At 62.5% G+C, this 17,882-nt stretch carries 17 protein-coding genes and 1 tRNA gene; 11 read left to right on the top strand and 7 right to left on the bottom strand.

Features of this window, described 5'->3' with window-relative positions; all coding sequences use genetic code 11:
- Nucleotides 1-5: 5 nt before the first annotated feature.
- Both BM160_RS04275 and BM160_RS04270 read right to left on the bottom strand, forming a co-directional pair.
- Nucleotides 6-914: a methylglyoxal synthase gene (locus BM160_RS04275; protein WP_092000995.1), complete on the bottom strand. Its 909-nt coding sequence runs from the start codon at nucleotides 912-914 to the stop codon at nucleotides 6-8.
- Nucleotides 915-996: 82 nt separating this feature from the next.
- Nucleotides 997-1,081: transfer RNA gene (locus BM160_RS04270), tRNA-Leu, on the bottom strand.
- A 39-nt stretch (nucleotides 1,082-1,120) separates the two neighbouring features.
- Between BM160_RS04270 and cysM the strand changes: the two genes are divergently transcribed.
- The 3 genes from cysM (at nucleotide 1,121) to BM160_RS04255 (ending at nucleotide 2,948) form a co-directional block, all read left to right on the top strand.
- Nucleotides 1,121-2,023: a cysteine synthase CysM gene (gene cysM / locus BM160_RS04265; RefSeq protein ID WP_092000990.1), complete on the top strand. Its 903-nt coding sequence runs from the start codon at nucleotides 1,121-1,123 to the stop codon at nucleotides 2,021-2,023.
- 88 nt (nucleotides 2,024-2,111) lie between these two features.
- Nucleotides 2,112-2,645 carry an NUDIX hydrolase gene (locus BM160_RS04260; protein WP_092000987.1) on the top strand — a complete coding sequence of 178 codons (534 nt, stop codon included), beginning with the start codon at nucleotides 2,112-2,114 and terminating at the stop codon, nucleotides 2,643-2,645.
- Between the two features lie 75 nt (nucleotides 2,646-2,720).
- Nucleotides 2,721-2,948, top strand: a complete 228-nt coding sequence (locus tag BM160_RS04255) for a sulfurtransferase TusA family protein (RefSeq protein WP_092000984.1) — start codon at nucleotides 2,721-2,723, stop codon at nucleotides 2,946-2,948.
- Nucleotides 2,949-3,014: 66 nt separating this feature from the next.
- Here the strand turns inward: BM160_RS04255 and galU are convergent, their stop codons facing one another.
- Nucleotides 3,015-3,902 (bottom strand): UTP--glucose-1-phosphate uridylyltransferase GalU, encoded by an 888-nt coding sequence (gene galU, locus BM160_RS04250; protein WP_092000981.1) that lies wholly within the window; start codon nucleotides 3,900-3,902, stop codon nucleotides 3,015-3,017.
- A gap of 123 nt (nucleotides 3,903-4,025) precedes the next feature.
- Between galU and BM160_RS04245 the strand changes: the two genes are divergently transcribed.
- Nucleotides 4,026-5,009 (top strand): NAD(P)-dependent oxidoreductase, encoded by a 984-nt coding sequence (locus BM160_RS04245; protein WP_092001271.1) that lies wholly within the window; start codon nucleotides 4,026-4,028, stop codon nucleotides 5,007-5,009.
- 45 nt (nucleotides 5,010-5,054) lie between these two features.
- Here the strand turns inward: BM160_RS04245 and BM160_RS04240 are convergent, their stop codons facing one another.
- A complete protein-coding gene (locus BM160_RS04240) occupies nucleotides 5,055-7,979 on the bottom strand; it encodes a valine--tRNA ligase (protein ID WP_092000978.1) in 2,925 nt (974 codons plus the stop codon).
- Between the two features lie 202 nt (nucleotides 7,980-8,181).
- On the opposite strand from BM160_RS04240, the gene yaaA reads away from it, so the two are divergent.
- From yaaA to queF, 3 genes are all read left to right on the top strand, one after another.
- Nucleotides 8,182-8,958 (top strand): peroxide stress protein YaaA, encoded by a 777-nt coding sequence (yaaA, locus tag BM160_RS04235; RefSeq protein WP_092000974.1) that lies wholly within the window; start codon nucleotides 8,182-8,184, stop codon nucleotides 8,956-8,958.
- Between the two features lie 71 nt (nucleotides 8,959-9,029).
- The gene (locus tag BM160_RS04230; RefSeq protein WP_092000969.1) at nucleotides 9,030-9,938 is read left to right on the top strand and encodes an alpha/beta fold hydrolase; all 909 of its coding nucleotides are present in this window, start codon (nucleotides 9,030-9,032) and stop codon (nucleotides 9,936-9,938) included.
- 16 nt (nucleotides 9,939-9,954) lie between these two features.
- Nucleotides 9,955-10,800, top strand: coding sequence for an NADPH-dependent 7-cyano-7-deazaguanine reductase QueF (gene queF, locus BM160_RS04225; RefSeq protein WP_092000965.1), 846 nt, complete (start codon nucleotides 9,955-9,957; stop codon nucleotides 10,798-10,800).
- A gap of 42 nt (nucleotides 10,801-10,842) precedes the next feature.
- Here the strand turns inward: queF and BM160_RS04220 are convergent, their stop codons facing one another.
- On the bottom strand, nucleotides 10,843-11,688 hold the full coding sequence (locus tag BM160_RS04220; protein ID WP_092000961.1) for an enoyl-CoA hydratase-related protein: 846 nt from the start codon (nucleotides 11,686-11,688) through the stop codon (nucleotides 10,843-10,845).
- A gap of 324 nt (nucleotides 11,689-12,012) precedes the next feature.
- Between BM160_RS04220 and BM160_RS04215 the strand changes: the two genes are divergently transcribed.
- Both BM160_RS04215 and BM160_RS04210 read left to right on the top strand, forming a co-directional pair.
- Entirely contained in the window at nucleotides 12,013-12,651 is a 639-nt protein-coding gene (locus tag BM160_RS04215) for a hydrolase (RefSeq protein ID WP_092000959.1), read from the top strand.
- Nucleotides 12,652-12,802: 151 nt separating this feature from the next.
- Nucleotides 12,803-13,423: an isochorismatase family protein gene (locus tag BM160_RS04210; protein WP_092001268.1), complete on the top strand. Its 621-nt coding sequence runs from the start codon at nucleotides 12,803-12,805 to the stop codon at nucleotides 13,421-13,423.
- A gap of 40 nt (nucleotides 13,424-13,463) precedes the next feature.
- Here the strand turns inward: BM160_RS04210 and BM160_RS04205 are convergent, their stop codons facing one another.
- Nucleotides 13,464-13,766: a hypothetical protein gene (locus tag BM160_RS04205; RefSeq protein WP_092000957.1), complete on the bottom strand. Its 303-nt coding sequence runs from the start codon at nucleotides 13,764-13,766 to the stop codon at nucleotides 13,464-13,466.
- Nucleotides 13,767-13,858: 92 nt separating this feature from the next.
- Nucleotides 13,859-15,166, bottom strand: a complete 1,308-nt coding sequence (locus tag BM160_RS04200) for an aminotransferase class V-fold PLP-dependent enzyme (protein WP_092000953.1) — start codon at nucleotides 15,164-15,166, stop codon at nucleotides 13,859-13,861.
- Nucleotides 15,167-15,387: 221 nt separating this feature from the next.
- Here BM160_RS04200 and BM160_RS04195 point away from each other — a divergent pair, with 221 nt between their 5' ends.
- Nucleotides 15,388-16,425 carry a purine-nucleoside phosphorylase gene (locus BM160_RS04195; protein WP_092001265.1) on the top strand — a complete coding sequence of 346 codons (1,038 nt, stop codon included), beginning with the start codon at nucleotides 15,388-15,390 and terminating at the stop codon, nucleotides 16,423-16,425.
- 79 nt (nucleotides 16,426-16,504) lie between these two features.
- Nucleotides 16,505-17,797: an aspartate carbamoyltransferase gene (locus tag BM160_RS04190; protein ID WP_092000950.1), complete on the top strand. Its 1,293-nt coding sequence runs from the start codon at nucleotides 16,505-16,507 to the stop codon at nucleotides 17,795-17,797.
- Nucleotides 17,798-17,882 lie beyond the last annotated feature (85 nt).

Raw genomic sequence — 17,882 nt, 5'->3', positions numbered from 1 at the left:
CCTGGTCAGGCGGTCGGCCGTAGCTGCAAGGCCTGGGCCCAGCGCTGGGCCATCACCGGCGAGTTGAAGCAGGTGGTTTCCACGCTGGCGCTGCAGACCGCGCGCTCCAGCAGCTGGATGTCGGCCTCATGCTGGCGCGCCACATGCGGGTCCTCGAAGAAGATGACCTTGTGGCAGCGCCTGTCCAGTACCAGCTCAGCGATTTGCGCATCGCCGCCCAGCGGGCCGCTCTGGTAACGCTTGACCCAGGGCTGGCCCTGGGGCCAGCCGCGCGCCCAGGCCATGTCATTGAGTCGGCTGCCGGTGGTGCCGGTGGCCACGCGGCCGGCAAAGCGGGAAAGCAGCTCGAAATGCGTGGCGGCAAAGTCGACCATGCGGTCCTTCAAGGCATCGTGGGCGATCAGCGCCAGCGTCTGCGTTTCCAGTGCGAACAGCCGTTCGGCGCCCTCGATCTTGACCTCGTTCAGACCCGCGTGCGCCAGTTCCACGGCGATCCACTCGGTGGCGCCGGCCAGCGTGGAGACAAAGGGCTTGCCGTGCGTCACGCATTGGCGCTTGAGCGCCAGCGCCTCCGGGTAAATCGAGGACGGATCGACCGGATCTATCAGGTAAATCATGCCGTCCAGCCCATCCTTGGGGTCGGCAGCGCCCGCCACATGCGACACCAGCCGCATCAGCCCGCCTTCGTAGCCAAAGGGATAGCGCACCAGCGGTGCATAGCCGGCAAGCCGGCCAGCCCGCGCCAGCGCATCGTAAGTGCCGCCTACCGCGTGCAGGCCCAGGCCCAGTGCCCGTATCGCCGGCTCGCAGGCCTGGGCCCAGCGCACCAGGCCACTATCGGCCTGGCGGTGACGCCGGTGCGCGACCAGGCCAAAACGTTGGGAGCGTTGGGGGTGGGGTGCTGGCAAGGACATCGGGGATGACTTTCAGGCGGCGCTAAAACAAGGCTAAAACAAAAAAGCCGTCTCTGCGAAAACAGAGACGGCTTTAGGTATTTGGTGCCCGGGGCCGGAATCGAACCGGCACGCCTCGCGGCGGGGGATTTTGAGTCCCCTGCGTCTACCAATTTCACCACCCGGGCAATAAAAGCTAAGAACGAAATTATGGCACAGTGTGGACCATGAACTTCCCAACCATTGAAGATGCGATCGGAAAAACACCGCTAGTCGCTTTGCAGCGTATTGCTGCCACCGAAAACGCCGCCCGCGGCAACGTCATTCTGGGCAAGCTGGAGGGCAACAACCCGGCCGGCTCCGTCAAGGACAGGCCCGCGCTGGCCATGATCAAGCGCGCCGAAGAGCGCGGCGACATCAAGCCGGGCGACACGCTGATCGAAGCCACTTCGGGCAATACCGGCATCGCGCTGGCCATGGCCGCTGCCATCAAGGGCTATCGCATGATTCTGATCATGCCGGAGGACCTGAGCATAGAGCGCGCCCAGACCATGAAGGCTTTTGGCGCCGAGTTGATCCTGACGCCCAAGAGCGCCGGCATCGAATACTCGCGCGACCTGGCCGACAAGATGCAAAGCGAAGGCAAGGGCCGGGTGCTCGATCAGTTCGCCAATCCCGACAATCCGCGCGTCCATTACGAGACCACGGGGCCCGAAATATGGACAGATACGTCAGGCAAGGTGACACATTTTGTCAGTGCCATGGGCACAACCGGCACGATTACCGGAGTTTCGCGCTACCTGAAAGAGAAAAATCCGGCCATCAAAATCATAGGCGCGCAACCCAGCGAAGGCTCACGCATTCCGGGCATACGCAAATGGCCGCAGGAGTATTTGCCCAAGATTTACGACCCTAGCAACGTCGACGAGCTGGTGCTGGTCAGCCAGGCTGACGCCGAAGATATGTGCCGCCGGCTGGCGCGCGAAGAAGGTATTTTTGCCGGTATTTCCGCCGCCGGCGCCTGCTGGGTGGCGCAGGAAATTGCCAAGACGGTGAAAGACGCGGTGATTGTCTTCATCGTTTGCGACCGTGGTGACCGCTATCTCTCGACCGGCGTCTTCCCCGCCTGATTGAAAAGAAAATTGGCCCCTAGCCCATATCCCATGGGCGCTACCAGCTATAAAAATCAGAGTAATCTGTGAAAACAATCCGTCTCTCATGAACCACGAATTCCGGTTTTGCCCGAGTTGCGCGACGCCGCTTGCCATGGTGTCGCAAATGGAAGACGGTGGGGCGAAGACACGCCTGCGTTGCCCTGCCTGCGACTACACCCACTGGAACAATCCCACGCCGGTGTTGGCGGCGGTCGTCGAGTACCAGGGTCGGGTGTTGCTGGCGCGCAATGCGGCCTGGTCGGGCCGCATGTATGCCCTCATCACCGGTTTCATGGAGGCGGGCGAAACGCCGCAGGACGGTATTGCCCGCGAGATCAAGGAAGAAACCAATCTGGACGCCACGGCCTTGAGTCTGATCGGGGTTTATGACTTCCAGCGCATGAACCAGATCATCATTGCCTATCATGCGGTCTGCACCGGCGAGGTGAGCTTGTCGCCTGAGCTGGTGGATTACAAGCTTTACGAGCTGGAGCAGCTCAAGTGCTGGCCGTCCAGCACCGGCTACGCGCTGGCGGACTGGCTGCGCTCGCGCGGCCATGAGCCGGCGTTTATGGCCTGGGGTGAAAACCCCTCATAAATGCACGCGGAACAGGGGCTTGGGGCCGGGTCCCGCCTTGTTCTTGCCTAAAATAAAAACCATTCAAGGATTGCTATGAACATCGACAAAGAACTCGACACGCGCGGACTGAACTGCCCGCTGCCTATTTTGAAAGCCAAGAAAGCCCTGGCTGAAATGCTGAGCGGCCAGCTTTTGCGCGTGGTCTCCACCGATGCCGGCTCGACCCGCGACTTTCAGGCCTTTGCCAAACAGACCGGTAACGAGCTGGTTGAGCAGCAAACGGCGGGCAACGATTTCATTCACGTACTGAAGCGTCGCTGAGCCTTGCCGGCCTTGGCTTTTCATTAAAAACGATCAAGGCCGGTCAAAAGCATTTAAATCGAGGCTTTAGTCCAGTTTGAGTCCGCTCAGGTAGCGGCGAAACTGCTGGCCGACTTCCGGATGCTGTAGCGCCAGTTCGACGGTGGCCTCTAGAAAACCTTCCTTGCTACCGCAGTCATAGCGCTTGCCCTGGTATTGCAGGGCATACACGGTCTCTTCGGCCAGCAGGCTGGAGATGCCGTCGGTGAGTTGCAGCTCACCGCCCACGCCGGCCGTCTGGCTGCGTATGTGCTTGAAAATCGCCGGTGTGAGCAGGTAGCGACCGGCCACACCCATGCGCGATGGGGCCAGCTCCGGCGCGGGTTTTTCTACAATTTTTTGCACTTTCATCAGGCCTGGGCCCACGTCTTGCCCGGCCACGATGCCGTAGCGGCGCGTCTGCTCCAGCGGCACCTCCTGCACGGCCAGTATGGATTGCTGCAACTGCTCGAACTGCGCCGCCATTTGCGCCAGCACCGAGGGGCCGCTCGCCGGACCGACCATCAGGTCATCGGCCAGCAGCACGGCAAAAGGCTCATTGCCGACCAGGTGTTCGGCACATAACACCGCGTGGCCCAGGCCCAGGGAGCGCGGCTGGCGCACAAAGGCAAAGTTCATATCGTCGGGCTGAACGGAGCGCACCAGGGCCAGCAAAGCATGCTTTTCGGCCATCTCCAGTTCGTTCTCCAGTTCGTAAGCGGTATCGAAGTGATCTTCGATGGCCCGTTTATTGCGTCCGGTTACAAAAATCATGTGACGAATGCCTGCCGAATAAGCCTCTTCCACCGCGTACTGGATCAGCGGCTTGTCGACAACGGGAAGCATTTCCTTGGGCTGGGCCTTGGTGGCGGGCAGAAAGCGGGTGCCCAGTCCGGCGACCGGAAATACCGCTTTGTTGAGTGTGAGTTTTGGCATCGACATTGATAAAGAAAAGACAAAAGTGTGACGGGTTTGTGTTGGCCGCCGTATCGGCTTTGGGCCTTGTTTGGTGTGGGACAAACCCTCAATCAGCAATTTGCACCATAAGGATTGACGCAAGTGGACATCTTACTTCTTGACGCCTTGCTGCCCGAGGCCGTGGACTGGCTTGCCAGCAGACACCATGTGGAATACCGTCCCGAGCTGGCAGAGGACCTTGTGGCCTTGCGTCAGGCTGCCTACAAGACCCGGGGCATAGTCTTTTCCCGGCAAACCGTCGTCACTCACGAGCTGCTCGATTTTCTGCCCAGGCTGGAGGCCGTGGCCCGCCTGCATGTGGGCATGGACAACAGCGGTCTTGAGGCCTGCAAGGCGCGCGGCATCAAGGTCGTGCATGCCAGCAGCGCTCATGTACGCGCCAATGCCGAGTATTTGCTGAGCAGCTTGTTGCTGCTGTACCGGCGCGGTGTGGTGTCGTCCTTGATGGGGCGCCGGCCTGCCGCCATCCAACTGGGGCGTGAGCTTCACGGCAGCACGGTCGGCATGCTGGGGCTGGCGCCGGTGGCGCAGACGCTGGCCGGCATGCTGAGCGGCCTGGGCGTGCGCCTGATCGGTTACGACCCGGCCGTGCATCACACTTCGCCGCTCTGGGAGCGGTTGCGTATCCAGCCGGTGTCCTTGCCCGAGCTGATCGGCCAGGCCGATGCGGTGTCGGTGCAGATGCTGTATGCCAGCCGCTTCAAGGGTTTTGTCAATGCCAAGCTGCTGGCGGCCTGCAAGCCCGAGCAGTTGTGGGTGGGGCTGAGCCGCAGCGAGTTGTTCGAGCAGGAGGCGCTGGCGGCGGCTTTGCGCGATGGCCGCATAGAGGCCTGCATCCTTGATGGCCATGAGGCCGGTTTTCTGGGCGAGACCTCGCCACTCAACGGGCTGAAAAACCTGTTCATCACACCGCGCCTAAGCTCGCACACGCGTGAAGCGCGCTTGCGCGCCAGCTGGTACGTGGCGCACCGCCTGCACGAGGCCTTGAGTACGCCTGCGGCGGGCGTGAACGCGCCGCCCAGCGCGCCGGTGAGGCTGGAGTCGCCGATGGCGCTCATGCCCTAACCACCGGGAGCTTTAGGGCCCCCGGCGCTTGCGTTTACCTTGCGCTTATTTCAGGCGCAGCAGCTGCTCGCGGATTTTTTCCAGCGTGGCCGTGTAGTCGCTCAGGCGCTTGCGCTCTTGCTCCAGCACTGCCGGCGGTACCTTGTTCACAAAAGCCTCGTTGGCCAGCTTGGCATTGACCTTGACCAGCTCGCCTTCCAGGCGGGAGGCCTCCTTGGCCAGGCGGGCTTTTTCTGCCGCGACATCGACTTCCATGTAGAGGCAGACGCGGGCGTCGCCCACCACCGCCACGGGCGCAGCTTCGGCGGCGGCGGCCCAGGCGGCTTGGTCATCGAAGACCTTGACTTCGCTGAGCTTGGCCAGAGCCTTGAGGGCCGGCGCGGCGGCCGTCATGAAGGCGGTATCGCCGACGACGAAGAGCGGCAGGCGCGTGGCCGGCGACACCTTCATTTCGCCGCGCAGGTTGCGGCAGGCGTCGACCAGGGTCTTGAGCTTGGCCACATGGGCTTCGGCTTGCGTATCAATCTTCTCGGGCTGGCTTTGCGGGTAGGCCGCCATGCCGATGAACTTACCGGCCCTGCCGGCGACGGGCGCCACTTTTTGCCAGAGCTCTTCGGTGATGAAGGGAATCAGCGGGTGCGCCAGGCGCATGATGGCTTCCAGCGTACGTATCAGCGTGCGGCGGGTGGCGCGCTTTTGGGCGTCGCTGCCGAGCTGGATCTGCACCTTGGCGATTTCCAGGTACCAGTCGCAGAACTCGTCCCAGACGAACTGGTAAATGCTGCCGGCCACGTTGTCCAGGCGGTACTCGGCAAAGCCCTTGGCGACGTCGGCTTCGACGCGCTGCATGGTCGATGAGATCCAGCGGTCGGCCTGCGAGAAATCAAGATAGTTTTCAAATTCGCCGCCAGGCGCGCATTGCTCTTTGCTGTGTTCTTGCAGGCCGCAGTCCTGGCCTTCGCAGTTCATCAAGGTGAAGCGGGTGGCGTTCCAGAGCTTGTTGCAGAAGTTGCGATAGCCCTCGCAGCGCTTGCTGTCGAAGTTGATGCTGCGACCCAGGCTGGCCAGCGAGGCAAAGGTAAAGCGCAGAGCGTCGGCGCCGTAGCCCGGAATACCGGCCGGGAATTCCTTTTCGGTGTTCTTGCGCACCTGCGGCGCCGTTTCGGGCTTGCGCAGGCCTTGTGAGCGCTTGTCCAGCAGCGGCGCCAGTTCGATGCCGTCGATCAGATCCACTGGGTCCAGCACATTGCCCTCGGACTTACTCATCTTCTTGCCGTGCGAGTCTTTCACCAGGCCATGGATGTAGACATGCTTGAAGGGTACCTGGCCGGTGAAATGCGTGGTCATCATGATCATCCGGGCAACCCAGAAGAAGATGATGTCGTAGCCGGTGACCAGCACGCTGGAGGGCAGGAACAGATCGAGTTCCTTGGTCTTCTCGGGCCAGCCCAGCGAAGAGAAGGGCACCAGCGCCGAGGAGTACCAGGTATCGAGCACGTCTTCGTCGCGCGTGAGCTTTTTGCCGGGCGCCTGGGCCTGGGCGGCGGCTTCATCGGTGGCGACATAGACCTTGCCGTCTTCGTCATACCAGGCCGGGATCTGGTGGCCCCACCATAGCTGGCGCGAGATGCACCAGTCCTGGATGTTGCCCATCCACTGGTTGTAGGTGTTGACCCACTGCTCGGGCACGAACTTGACGGCGCCGCTGTCCACCGCATCAATGGCTTTTTGCGCAATCGACTTGCCGGTCGGGTCTTGCTCTGAAACTTTGTTGACGGCGACAAACCACTGGTCGGTCAGCATGGGCTCGACCACCTGGCCGGTGCGGGTGCAGACCGGCACCATGTTTTTGTGCGGCACGGCTTTTTCCAGAAAACCCTGCTCTTCCAGATCCATCAAGACCGCCTTGCGGCAGTCGTAGCGGTCCAGGCCCTGGTATGGCAGCGGGCCGTTTTCGTTGATCTTGGCGTCCAGCGTGAAGATGGTGATCAGCGCCAGCTTGTGGCGCAATGCCACCTGGTAGTCATTGAAGTCATGCGCGCCGGTGATCTTGACGCAGCCGCTGCCAAAGGCCGGGTCCACGTAGGTGTCGGCAATCACCGGAATCTGGCGGTCGCACAGCGGCAGGTCGACCATCTTGCCGATCAGGTGCTGGTAGCGCTCGTCGTCGGGGTGAACCGCCAGCGCGCCATCGGCCAGCATGGTTTCCGGGCGCGTGGTGGCAATGTGCATGCCGCGCATTGGCGTGCCGTCGGCGGCGGTTTGCGGGCCATCACTGAAGGGGTATTCAATGTGCCACATGAAGCTGTTGCGCTCTTCGTTTTCCACTTCCAGGTCGCTCACCGCCGATTTCAGCACCGGGTCCCAGTTGACTAGGCGCTTGCCGCGGTAGATCAGGCCTTGTTCGTAGAGCTGCACAAAGGTCGAGGTGACGACCTTGGACATCTTGGGGTCCATGGTGAAGTACTCGTGCTTCCAGGCCACCGAGTCGCCCATGCGGCGCATCTGGCGCGTGATGGTGGAGCCGGACTCTTCCTTCCACTCCCAGATCTTGGCGACAAAGTTCTTGCGGCCCAGGTCGTGACGGCTTTTGCCTTCGCCTTGCAGCTTGCGCTCCACCACGATTTGCGTGGCGATGCCGGCGTGGTCGGTGCCGGGCACCCACAGCGTGTTGTCGCCCTTCATGCGGTGGTAGCGCGCCAGCGAATCCATGATGGTCTGGTTGAAGGCGTGGCCCATGTGCAAGGTGCCGGTCACATTGGGTGGCGGTAACTGGATGGCAAAGGAGGGCTTGCTGGCGTCCAGCGTGGGCTCGTACTGGCCGCTTTGCTCCCACAGCGGGCCCCATTGGGCTTCAATGGCCGCAGGCTCGAAGGACTTGGCCAGGCTGTCCAGCCCCGGTGTGGGAGCAAACACCTTGGTGGCATCGGGAGCGGGGGCGGCGGGCGTAGGAATGGCAGCTTCAGTCATGGGGCAATAAAAAACGACATCGCAGGGATGCCGCCTTGGGTTGGAGTGAGATGGGCAAGCGTAGGCCTGATTTTATTCGACTGGTGCCACCGCCGCCTCTGGCCGCCGTTCCGGCCGGCAGGGCTTTGATGGCCGCCCCTACCCTGGCAGCCCGTGGCTGTCGTAAAGTCTGGCCTTTGCCTGCTCAGAAGAACTCACATCCATGCTGTTTTTACTCTCGCCAGCCAAAGCGCTGGACTACGACACCCCGCCCCATGTGGCCACCCACACCCAGCCCCTGTTCACGCGCCAGTCGGCCGAGTTGATTGAGGTGCTCAAGACCAAGACACCGCAGGACATAGGCAGCCTGATGAAGCTGTCGGATGCGCTGTCTGGCCTGAACGTGGCGCGCTATGAGGCCTGGTCGCCCAAATTCACGGCAAAAAACTCCAAGCAGGCGGTGCTGGCCTTCAATGGCGATGTCTATGGCGGGCTGGACGCCAAAAGCCTGGATGCGCAGCAACTGGACTGGGCGCAGCAGCATCTGTGCATTCTCAGCGGGCTTTACGGCGTGCTGCGTCCGCTCGACTGGATGCAGCCCTATCGCCTGGAGATGGGCACGGCGCTGGCCACCGAGCGCGGCAAAAACCTGTATCAGTTCTGGGGCTCGCAGATTTCTGACTACCTCAACGAGCGCGCCGCGGCCGATGCCTCGCCGCTCATCGTCAATCTGGCCAGCGAAGAGTATTTCAAGGCGGTGGACCGCAAGGCGCTGAAGGCCCGCGTGGTGAACTGCGTGTTTCAGGACTTCAAAGGCGGCAAGTACAAAATCATCAGCTTCCATGCCAAGCGCGCCCGCGGCCTGATGGTGCGCTACGCGATCGAGAACCAGCTGCTCGGCGTCAAGAAGCTGAAGGACTTCGAGGCCGAAGGCTATCGTTTCGAGCCCAGCGTCTCCGAGATCGATAGACTGGTGTTCAGGCGCAAGCAGGGCGACTGAGGCTGGCCGTGCGGCCGGCATTTTTTAAGGAAAAAAGCCTTGCAGGCCATAAGCAATGGGCGCAAAAAGCTATGAAAATAAGAGCAAACGGAATTCACATCGAAGTCGAGGACAGCGACGCCGGCACGGCGGCGCCGGGCCGGCCCGTGGTCCTGCTCATCATGGGCCTGGGCATGCAGCTGATTGCCTGGCCGCCGGACATGGTGCAGGCCCTGGTCGATGCCGGATTTCGCGTCGTGCGCTTTGACAACCGCGACGTTGGCCTGAGCCAGCGCTTTGACGCCCTGGGCACGCCCGGCCTGCTGTGGGCCGGACTGAAGTTCAAGCTGGGCTGGTCCATCACACCGCCCTACAGCCTGCAGGATATGGCCGCCGATGCTTTGGGCGTGCTGGATGCGCTGCAGATAGAGCAGGCCCATGTCATAGGCGTCAGCATGGGCGGCATGATTGCCCAGCGCCTGGCCCTGTTGGCCCCCAAGCGGGTGCTGAGCCTGAGCAGCATCATGAGTTCCAGCGGCGCGCGCGGCCTGCCTGCCGCCACGCCCGAGGTGACGCGTGCCATGCTCAGCCGCCCCGCCGGCAAGGGCATGCCCGCGGCCATAGACCATACCGTGCGCCTGTTCAAGGCCATAGGCAGCCCGGCTTTTCCCATGAGCGACGCCGAGTTGCGCGAACGCGTCAGCGCCGCCGCCCAGCGCAGCTTTTATCCGCCAGGCATTGCCCGGCAGATGGTGGCGATTGCGGCCGACAGCACGCGCGCCGCGGCGCTGGCCGACGTAACTGCGCCCACGCTGGTGCTGCATGGCAAGAGCGATCCGCTGGTGCCTTATGCCTGCGGCGAAGACACGGCGCGCCGCATTCCCGGCGCCAGGCTGGCCGGCATAGAGGGCATGGGCCACGACCTGCCGCCCGGCGTGGTGCAGCGTCTGCTGGCGCTGCTGATTCCGCACCTGGATGCCGCCAGAACGAAACAACATTGAATTGAAAGTGACGACCATGAACCTCCCTGAACACTCACAACTGGGCAAGGCCTCGGCCTATGTCGACCAGTACGACGCTTCGCTGCTGTTCCCGATTCCGCGCCTGGCTAAGCGCCTGGAGATAGGCGTGAGCGGCACGCCGCCGTTTTTTGGCGCCGACCTGTGGACCGCCTTTGAGCTGAGCTGGCTCAATCTGCGCGGCAAGCCGCAGGTGGCGCTGGCGCATTTCACCGTGCCCTGCGAAACGCCCAATATCGTCGAGAGCAAGTCCTTCAAGCTCTACCTCAACAGCTTTAACAACACGCGCTTTGCCGATGCCGCTGAGGTGCAGGCGCGGCTGCGCGCCGATATCAGCGAAGCCGCCTGGCGCGGTGCGCCCAACGCCTCCAGCGTGGGCGTGAAGCTGCTGCTGCCCGAGCTGTTCGACCGCGAGCCGGTGCATGAGCTGGACGGCCTGAACCTGGATAGGCTGGATATCGAATGCACGCGCTACACGCCGGCGCCCGAGCTGCTGACTGCCGCCTTTGACGAGCCGCCGGTGAGCGAGGTGCTGACCAGCAATCTGCTGAAAAGCAATTGCCTGGTGACCGGCCAGCCCGACTGGGGCAGCGTGCGCATCAGCTACAGCGGCCCGCAGATTGACCAGGAAGGCCTGCTGCAATACCTGGTGAGTTTTCGCAACCACAACGAGTTTCACGAGCAGTGCGTGGAGCGCATCTTTATGGATGTCTGGGCGCGCTGCAAGCCGCTGCAGCTGTCGGTTTATGCGCGCTACACGCGCCGCGGCGGGCTGGACATCAACCCGTTTCGCACCAGCCACCCGCAGGGCTTGCCGGCCAATATCCGCACGGCGCGCCAGTAGTTGCTATAAATAATATAGCTGAATGCGCATGACCAGTAAGCGCTAGAGCCCTGAATCGCTAAAATTTTTGAGAGCGGACAGGGCTGGAAAGCTGGCCGGCCGTTTGTCCTTCATGGCGCTGACCGCCTCGCGCACATGCTGGTTGCTCCAGATCGCGCCCTGTAGCCAGCCCATTTGTTTCAGCGCATCGTCCACCGGGTGGTCGCGCGCGTAGTGAATGGCCTGCTTGGTGCCCCAGATCGCCACCGGCGGCTTGCTTGCAATCTCCGCAGCGCATTGCAGCGCGCCGGCCAGCATGGCTTCTTGCGATGCAAACACCTCGTTGACCAGGCCATAGCCCAAGGCCTTTTGTGCAGAGAGGCGGCGGCCGGTATAGGCCAACTCCTTGACCACCGCCAGCGGCACCAGTTTGGGTAGGCGCTGAATGGTGCCCACATCGGCCACCATGCCGATGTTGATTTCCTGGATGCAGAAAAAAGCCTCGGCGCTGGCATAGCGAATGCAGCAGGCGGTCACCATGTCGACCGCACCGCCTATACAGCCGCCCTGGATGGAGGCAATCACCGGGATGCGCAAGTTCTCCAGTTTCGTGAAGGTCGCCTGCATGTCGCTCAGCAGGTCGAAGATGGCGGCGCGGCCTTCGGGGCTCTGGTCGTCCATGGCGATGGCGCCGGCAAAGGTTTCCAGTGCCATGCCGGCACTGAAATGTTTGCCGCTGCTGGAGATCACCAGCACCCGCGCCTCACCGGCCTGGTGGATCTGCGTCAGCACCGCATCCAGTTCGCGCCAGAAGGTCGGGTTCATGGTGTTCATCGCCTCCGGGCGGCTGAGCACCAGGTGCGCGATGTGGTCGGTGATGCTGAGCTGAAAGCAGGTGAGGGGGTTCATGCCCGCACTGTAATTCAGCCCGTCAGATACAGGCAGTCACACCTGAGACGCCAGACCGCAGGGTTTCACGCAAAGCGCATGAATTTCCTTTTTGAGAGCACGGCGTGTGCGCTTGGCAGCCTAGACATCGCCAATCCCAGTCCTTAAGCTGCCTCCTTCGACTTTGTTCTACATGGCGATTTTCGGGGGGCAAAGCATCGCCTGATGGGCAGGGCATGCGTCTGCGTAGCGCGTTCGGTCCGGTGGCGAGGCCGCTGGGGATCTGCCTGCGGGCAAAAGCGGTGCTGCGCTTCAGCACATGTCAATGAATGTCAGGAGACCATCATGGCCAGTGAACCCATCCGCGACCCCGTCAAGGACAATCTGCTCACGCCCAAGAACGCGGCCTTTGTGATCATCGACTACCAGCCCGTGCAGGTGAATTCGATCGCCTCCATGGACCGGCAATTGCTGATCAACAACATCGTTGGCGCCTCCAAGGCCGCCATGGCCTACGGCCTGCCCATCGTGCACTCCACCGTCAACGTCAAGTCCGGCCTCAATAAGCCGCCGATTCCGCAACTGAGGAAGGCGCTAGAAGGCGTGCCCACCTATGACCGCACCACCATCAACTCCTGGGAAGACGTCGAGTTCCGCGCGGCCGTGAAGGCCACGGGACGCAAGAAACTGATCATGACGGCCTTGTGGACCGAGGCCTGCCTGACCTTTCCCGCGCTCGATGCGATTGATGAGGGCTACGAGGTCTACGTGGTGGCCGACGCGGTTGGCGGCACCTCGGTCGCCGCGCATGAAGCGGCATTGCGCCGCATCGAACAGGCCGGCGGCAAGATGATCAGCGTGGTTCAGCTGTTCTGCGAACTGCAGCGCGACTGGGCGCGCACGGAAACCGTGCCGGCCTTCATGAATCTTTTCATAGAAACCGGCGGCACGGCGGGCATCCAGTTTTCCTACGACAAGGGCTAAACCATCACGCGGCCTCTGCCGACGCGGACACCGCAGGGCTAGGGCCTGGGGATTTTTTCATCATTCTTAAAGGAGAAATGCCGTGAGTAATTTTCCAAATGTGGCCAACTTCAATGGCCAGCGTCCCGTCATAGATCCCGACGACGCAGCCATGCTGCTGATCGACCATCAGAGCGGCCTGTTCCAGACCGTGAACGACATGCCTATGCCCAAACTGCGTGCGCACGCCGCCGCGCTGGCCAAGATGGCAACGCTGTGCAAGATTCCTGTGGTCACCACCGCGTCCGTGCCGCAAGGGCCCAACGGCCCGTTAATCCCTGAGATCCACGAGAATGCCCCGCACGCCAAATACGTGGCGCGCAAAGGTGAAATCAATGCCTGGGACAACGCGGACTTTGTCGCCGCGGTCAAGGCCACGGGCCGCAAGACCTTGATCATCGCCGGCACCATCACCAGCGTCTGCATGGCCTTCCCGGCGATCAGCGCGGTGGCCGAGGGTTACAAGGTGTTTGTGGTGGTTGATGCCTCAGGCACTTACTCCAAGATGGCGCAGGAAATCACGCTGGCGCGTGTGGTGCAGGCTGGTGTGGTGCCCATGGACACGGCGGCGGTGGCCTCGGAGCTGCAAAAAACCTGGCACCGCGACGATGCCCTGCAGTGGGCCGAGATCTATACCAAGATATTCCCCGAGTACCAGTTGCTGATCGAGAGCTACGCGAAGGCGCAGCAGGTGCAGAGCAAGGGCGAACAGCTCGACTCGATGCGCAAGTGATTGCTGCGTGGTGGCGGCCTGCAGCGCAAGCCAGACCTGCTCAGCTCACCAGATTTAGCCAGTCACACCTGAGACGCGCGGCTTCATGGGCGCGCTCGCGCCAGTGCACATAACAGCGCGGTGTGAGCATGCCCAGCACGCAGAGCGGATAAGCCCAGGACGCCTCAAAGGCATAGGCGGGCAACCAGCCTATCCAGCCCATGATCCAGCAGGTCAGCACGGCTTCCCAGACCTGGCATTCCACCGGATGCGCCTTGCGCTGCGCCACCCGCCAGTCCTTGAGGCGCTGCAATTGCGCCAGCGTGATGCGGTGCCAGGGGTGGTGACGGGACGGGCTGGACATAAAACCTCCGTGCAGTACTTTCACTGTAAGTTTCGTGAAAGGTACTGTCAACACCGCCAGGCCCTATTTTTTTAGGCCGCCGCCTGGGCGCATCAGGCGGCGGTGATGGCGCTCAGGGCAGAGGTAAAGCGGTCCAGGTCGGCCTCCGTGGTGTACAGCGCCGGGGTGATGCGTAGGCAAGGGCCTTTGGCCACGCCGCCACGCTGAACCGTCAGGATGCCGTAGCGGTCGCGCAGTTGCGCCACCAGTGCCTTGCTCTGCTCTGGCGTGCTGTGGCCAGCCAGGCGCAAAGAGGTGATGCCCGCCACCATGCCGGGCTCATCGGGCGTCAGGATGTCTACGCCCTTGAGCGTGCGGGCACGGCTGACCCAATAGTCGCGCAGGTAGCGCAAACGCTGGGCCTTGGCCTGGGGGCCGATTTCTGCATGCAGGGCCAGCGCCTTGGGCAGGGTCAGCAGGGCGGCAAAGTTGTAGGTGCCGCTGTGCACGCGCGAGCGGATGTCGTCGCTGGGCCAGTCCTCGTCGGCCATGGCGCGGTCTATGTCGGCCAGCCGGCCCTGGGCGATGTACAAAAAGCCCAGGCCCAGCGGCGCGCCTATCCACTTGTGCAGGTTGAAACCGATAAAGTCCACGCCCAGTTGCGCTATCTTGAAGTCGACCTGGCCCCAGGAATGCGCCGCGTCCAGCACCACGTCCACGCCACGCGCCTTGGCCATAGCGGCGATGTCGGCCACCGGCATCACCAGCCCGGTGCGGTGGCTGACATGGGTGAGCAGCAGCAGTTTGGCCCTGGGGTTGTTGGCCAGCACTTGTTGGTAGGTTTGCAGCACCGCCTCGCGCGTGGCGGGCTCGGGAATGGCGAACTTGACCACATTCACGCCGCGCCGCTCTTTCAGCCAGTTCATGGCGTACTGCATGGAGTCGTAGTCCAGATCGGCAAACAGCACCGTGTCGCCGGCCTTGAGCTTGTTGTAGCCGCCTATCAGCAGTTGCAGGGCTTCGGTGGCGCCGCGGGTGAAGGCAATTTCCTCGGGCGCAGCACCGACGGCACTGGCCAGCAGCTGGCGCGTTTGGGCGCTGTCCTTGCCAAACTGCGCGCGGGCGTAATAGGAGTTTTCACGGTTCACCATGTCGGTCTTGGCCTGGTATTCGGCGCGCACCGGGTCGGCCATCAGGCCCCAGTAGCCGTTTTCCAGGTTCACTGTTTTCGGGGTCACGGTGTAGAGCGACTGCACCGCCGCCCAGTAGCGGCGATCGCTCGCCAGGGCGGTGCCGCTGGCCGCGGGCAAGGGCGGCAGCGTTCGTGGCTGGCCGGCAAGCGTGGCCTGGGCGTGAAGGGCGCTGGTGGATGCCGCAGCCACCAGACCCATGACGAAACCGCGACGATTGGCAGGAAACATGAAATCAAAACCTTGTTTAAGAATGAACTGGCCTTTTTTATAGTTGAGCCATATGTCAAAGCCATGTCAGCGCGATGTCCACGCTAGGGCGGATCGGCGGCAGCGCGGCCTTTGGGCGACAATTCCAGCTTGTGGAATACCCTATGTCGCCGTGGCGAGGTGTGTTCAGTCTTTTTCAGGCGCAGCTCTTGCGCCTGTTTCGTTTTAGGGAGAAAGAAATCATGTTGACTCGTTGCTTGAAAGGCGCCCGCTGGCTGGCCTTGTGTGGGCTGGTGGCCATGGCCGCCGGCTGTGCCTCGGTGCCTGATACGCGTGAGACGCGCGCGGCCCAACCGGTTCAGGTCAAGGTGTTTGTGGCTGCGATGTTCGAGATCGGCCAGAACAGCGGCGACCGCGCCGGCGAGTTCCAGCACTGGTATGAGCGCTACTGGAAGGGCGCCAAGCCGATCACGGTGCCGGGCGCGCTCAACCCGGTTTACTGCAATGCCGACGGCGTTTGCGGCGCGGTGCTGGGCATGGGCAAGGTCAATTCCTCCTCATCCATGCAGGCGATTTTGCTGAACCCGCAACTGGATTTTTCCAAGGCTTACTACGTGCTGTCGGGCGTGGCCGGTACGCCGCCCTCGCGCGGCACCATTGGCGATGTCAGCTGGGCGACCTGGCTGGTGGACTACGACCTGGGCCATCGCTGGGCGCCTGAGGAAAACAAGGCGGGCGAGCCGACCTTCATGCCGCGCAAGGGTTATGAGGACTACCGCCGCTTCCAGCTCAACCCGGTCCTGGTCAACTGGGCCATGAACCTGACGGTCGACATGCCGCTCAAGGATTCAGACCAAGCGCGTCAATACCGGCTGCGCTACCCCGACGCCGCCGCACGCCGCGCGCCTTCCGTCTCCACCGGCACACACATGACGGGCGACACCTTTTTTCATGGCCCGGGCATGTCCAAGCAGGCGCAGTACATCGCCAAGCTTTATGGCGCGGACGACTACACCATCACCGAAATGGAAGCCGCCTCCCTCACGCTGGTGATCCAGCGCACGCATGGCATTAGCCGCATCATGAGTTTGCGCGGCGCGGTCAATTTCGACCAGGGCAATCCCAAGGAAACGACGCTGCAGCACCTGGACCCGGCACCGGGCGAAACCGCAGGCGGCTTTGCCGAGACGGTGGAGAACGTAGCGCAGGTCGGTAGCCGCGTGGTTGACCACATCGTGCAGAACTGGCCGCAGTGGCAGGGCGGTGTGCCCAAGCGGTGAGCCTCCATTTTTCTTTAAAGATATACGCAATGCGTAAATATTCAAAGAAAATAAAGGCTCGTGGCGTATACTTTTTGCCATGAGCCAGCAACAAGACCTACTGCGCGACGCCATGCGTCGCCTCAACCTCACCCGTGATGCTTTTTCCGAAAGGCTGGGTGTTCGCCGCCGCGCACTTGACACCTGGCTGCTGCCGGACGACTCGGGCGAGTCGCGGGCCATGCCGGAGATGGTGGGCAAATTTGTCGCTGAAATCCTGCAGCGTGAAGCCCTGGGTGCGGCGGTGGCCGGGGGCGCGGCAGACGACCGCACCATAGGCCAGCGTATCGCGGCGGAGGGCAAGCCGCATCTGCTGTCGGTCGCGCAGTTCGACCGCGGTAGCCTGGAAGACCTGTTCCAGGTCGCCGACATCATGCAGCCCATCGCGCGGCGCCAAAAGGTGACACGTATTCTTGAAGGCGCCGTGCTCGGCAGCCTTTTTTTCGAAGCCAGCACCCGCACCCGGGTGAGCTTTGGCGCGGCCTTTTGTCGTCTCGGCGGCACGGTCTGCGACACCACGGGTTTCACCTTTTCGTCCATGGCCAAGGGCGAGTCGATTTACGACACCAGCCGCGTGATGAGTGGTTATGTGGATGCGCTGGTGGTGCGCCATCCCGATCAGGGCTCGGTGGCCGAATTTGCGCGGGCCACCAACATCCCGGTGATCAATGCCGGCGATGGCCCGGGCGAACATCCTAGCCAGGCCATCCTCGACCTCTACACCATACAGCGCGAGTTCTCGCGCATGGGCAAGCTGGTCGACGGCACCCATGTGGCCATCGTCGGTGACCTGAAATACGGCCGCACCGTGCATTCGCTGATCCGGCTGCTGGCGCTTTACCGCAACCTGAAGTTCACGCTGATCGCGCCGCCCTCGCTGGAGATGCCGGCTTATCTGCTGGAACTGGTGGCGCGCCACGGCCATGTGATCGAGCAGACCCAGTCGCTGCAAGAGGGTCTGCGCGGTGCGGACGTGGTGTATGCCACCCGCATCCAGAAAGAACGCTTTGCGGGCGAGGAGATCGAGGGCTACACGCCAGAGTTCCAGGTGCGCAAGGCGCTGGTGGATGCGGTCTGCAAGCCCGACACCATTCTGATGCACCCGCTGCCGCGCGATGGCCGGCCGGGTGCGAACGACCTGAGCGTGGACCTGAACCACGATCCCCGACTGGCGATTTTCCGCCAGACCGACAACGGCATTCCGGTGCGCATGGCGCTGTTCGCGGTGCTGATGGGCGTGGAAAAACAGGTGGCGCGTTCCATGCGCGACGCCGGCTGGCGCTCGCCCGCCCACATCGGGCCGGACGACGCGGATTTCGACGGGCTGGACTGAGCCGTTGCGCCTAGGGCGCTTCCGGCTGCAGGCGACACACCACGTTGCGGGCTAAGGGCGTCCAGCGGCTTGCCGTGATACCGGC

This window comes from Polaromonas sp. OV174 (genome assembly GCF_900112285.1).
In the GTDB taxonomy this organism is placed as follows: Bacteria; Pseudomonadota; Gammaproteobacteria; order Burkholderiales; family Burkholderiaceae_C; genus Polaromonas.
Note: the sequence above shows the minus strand (reverse complement) of the source record. Positions and strands in the feature narration are given on the sequence as shown.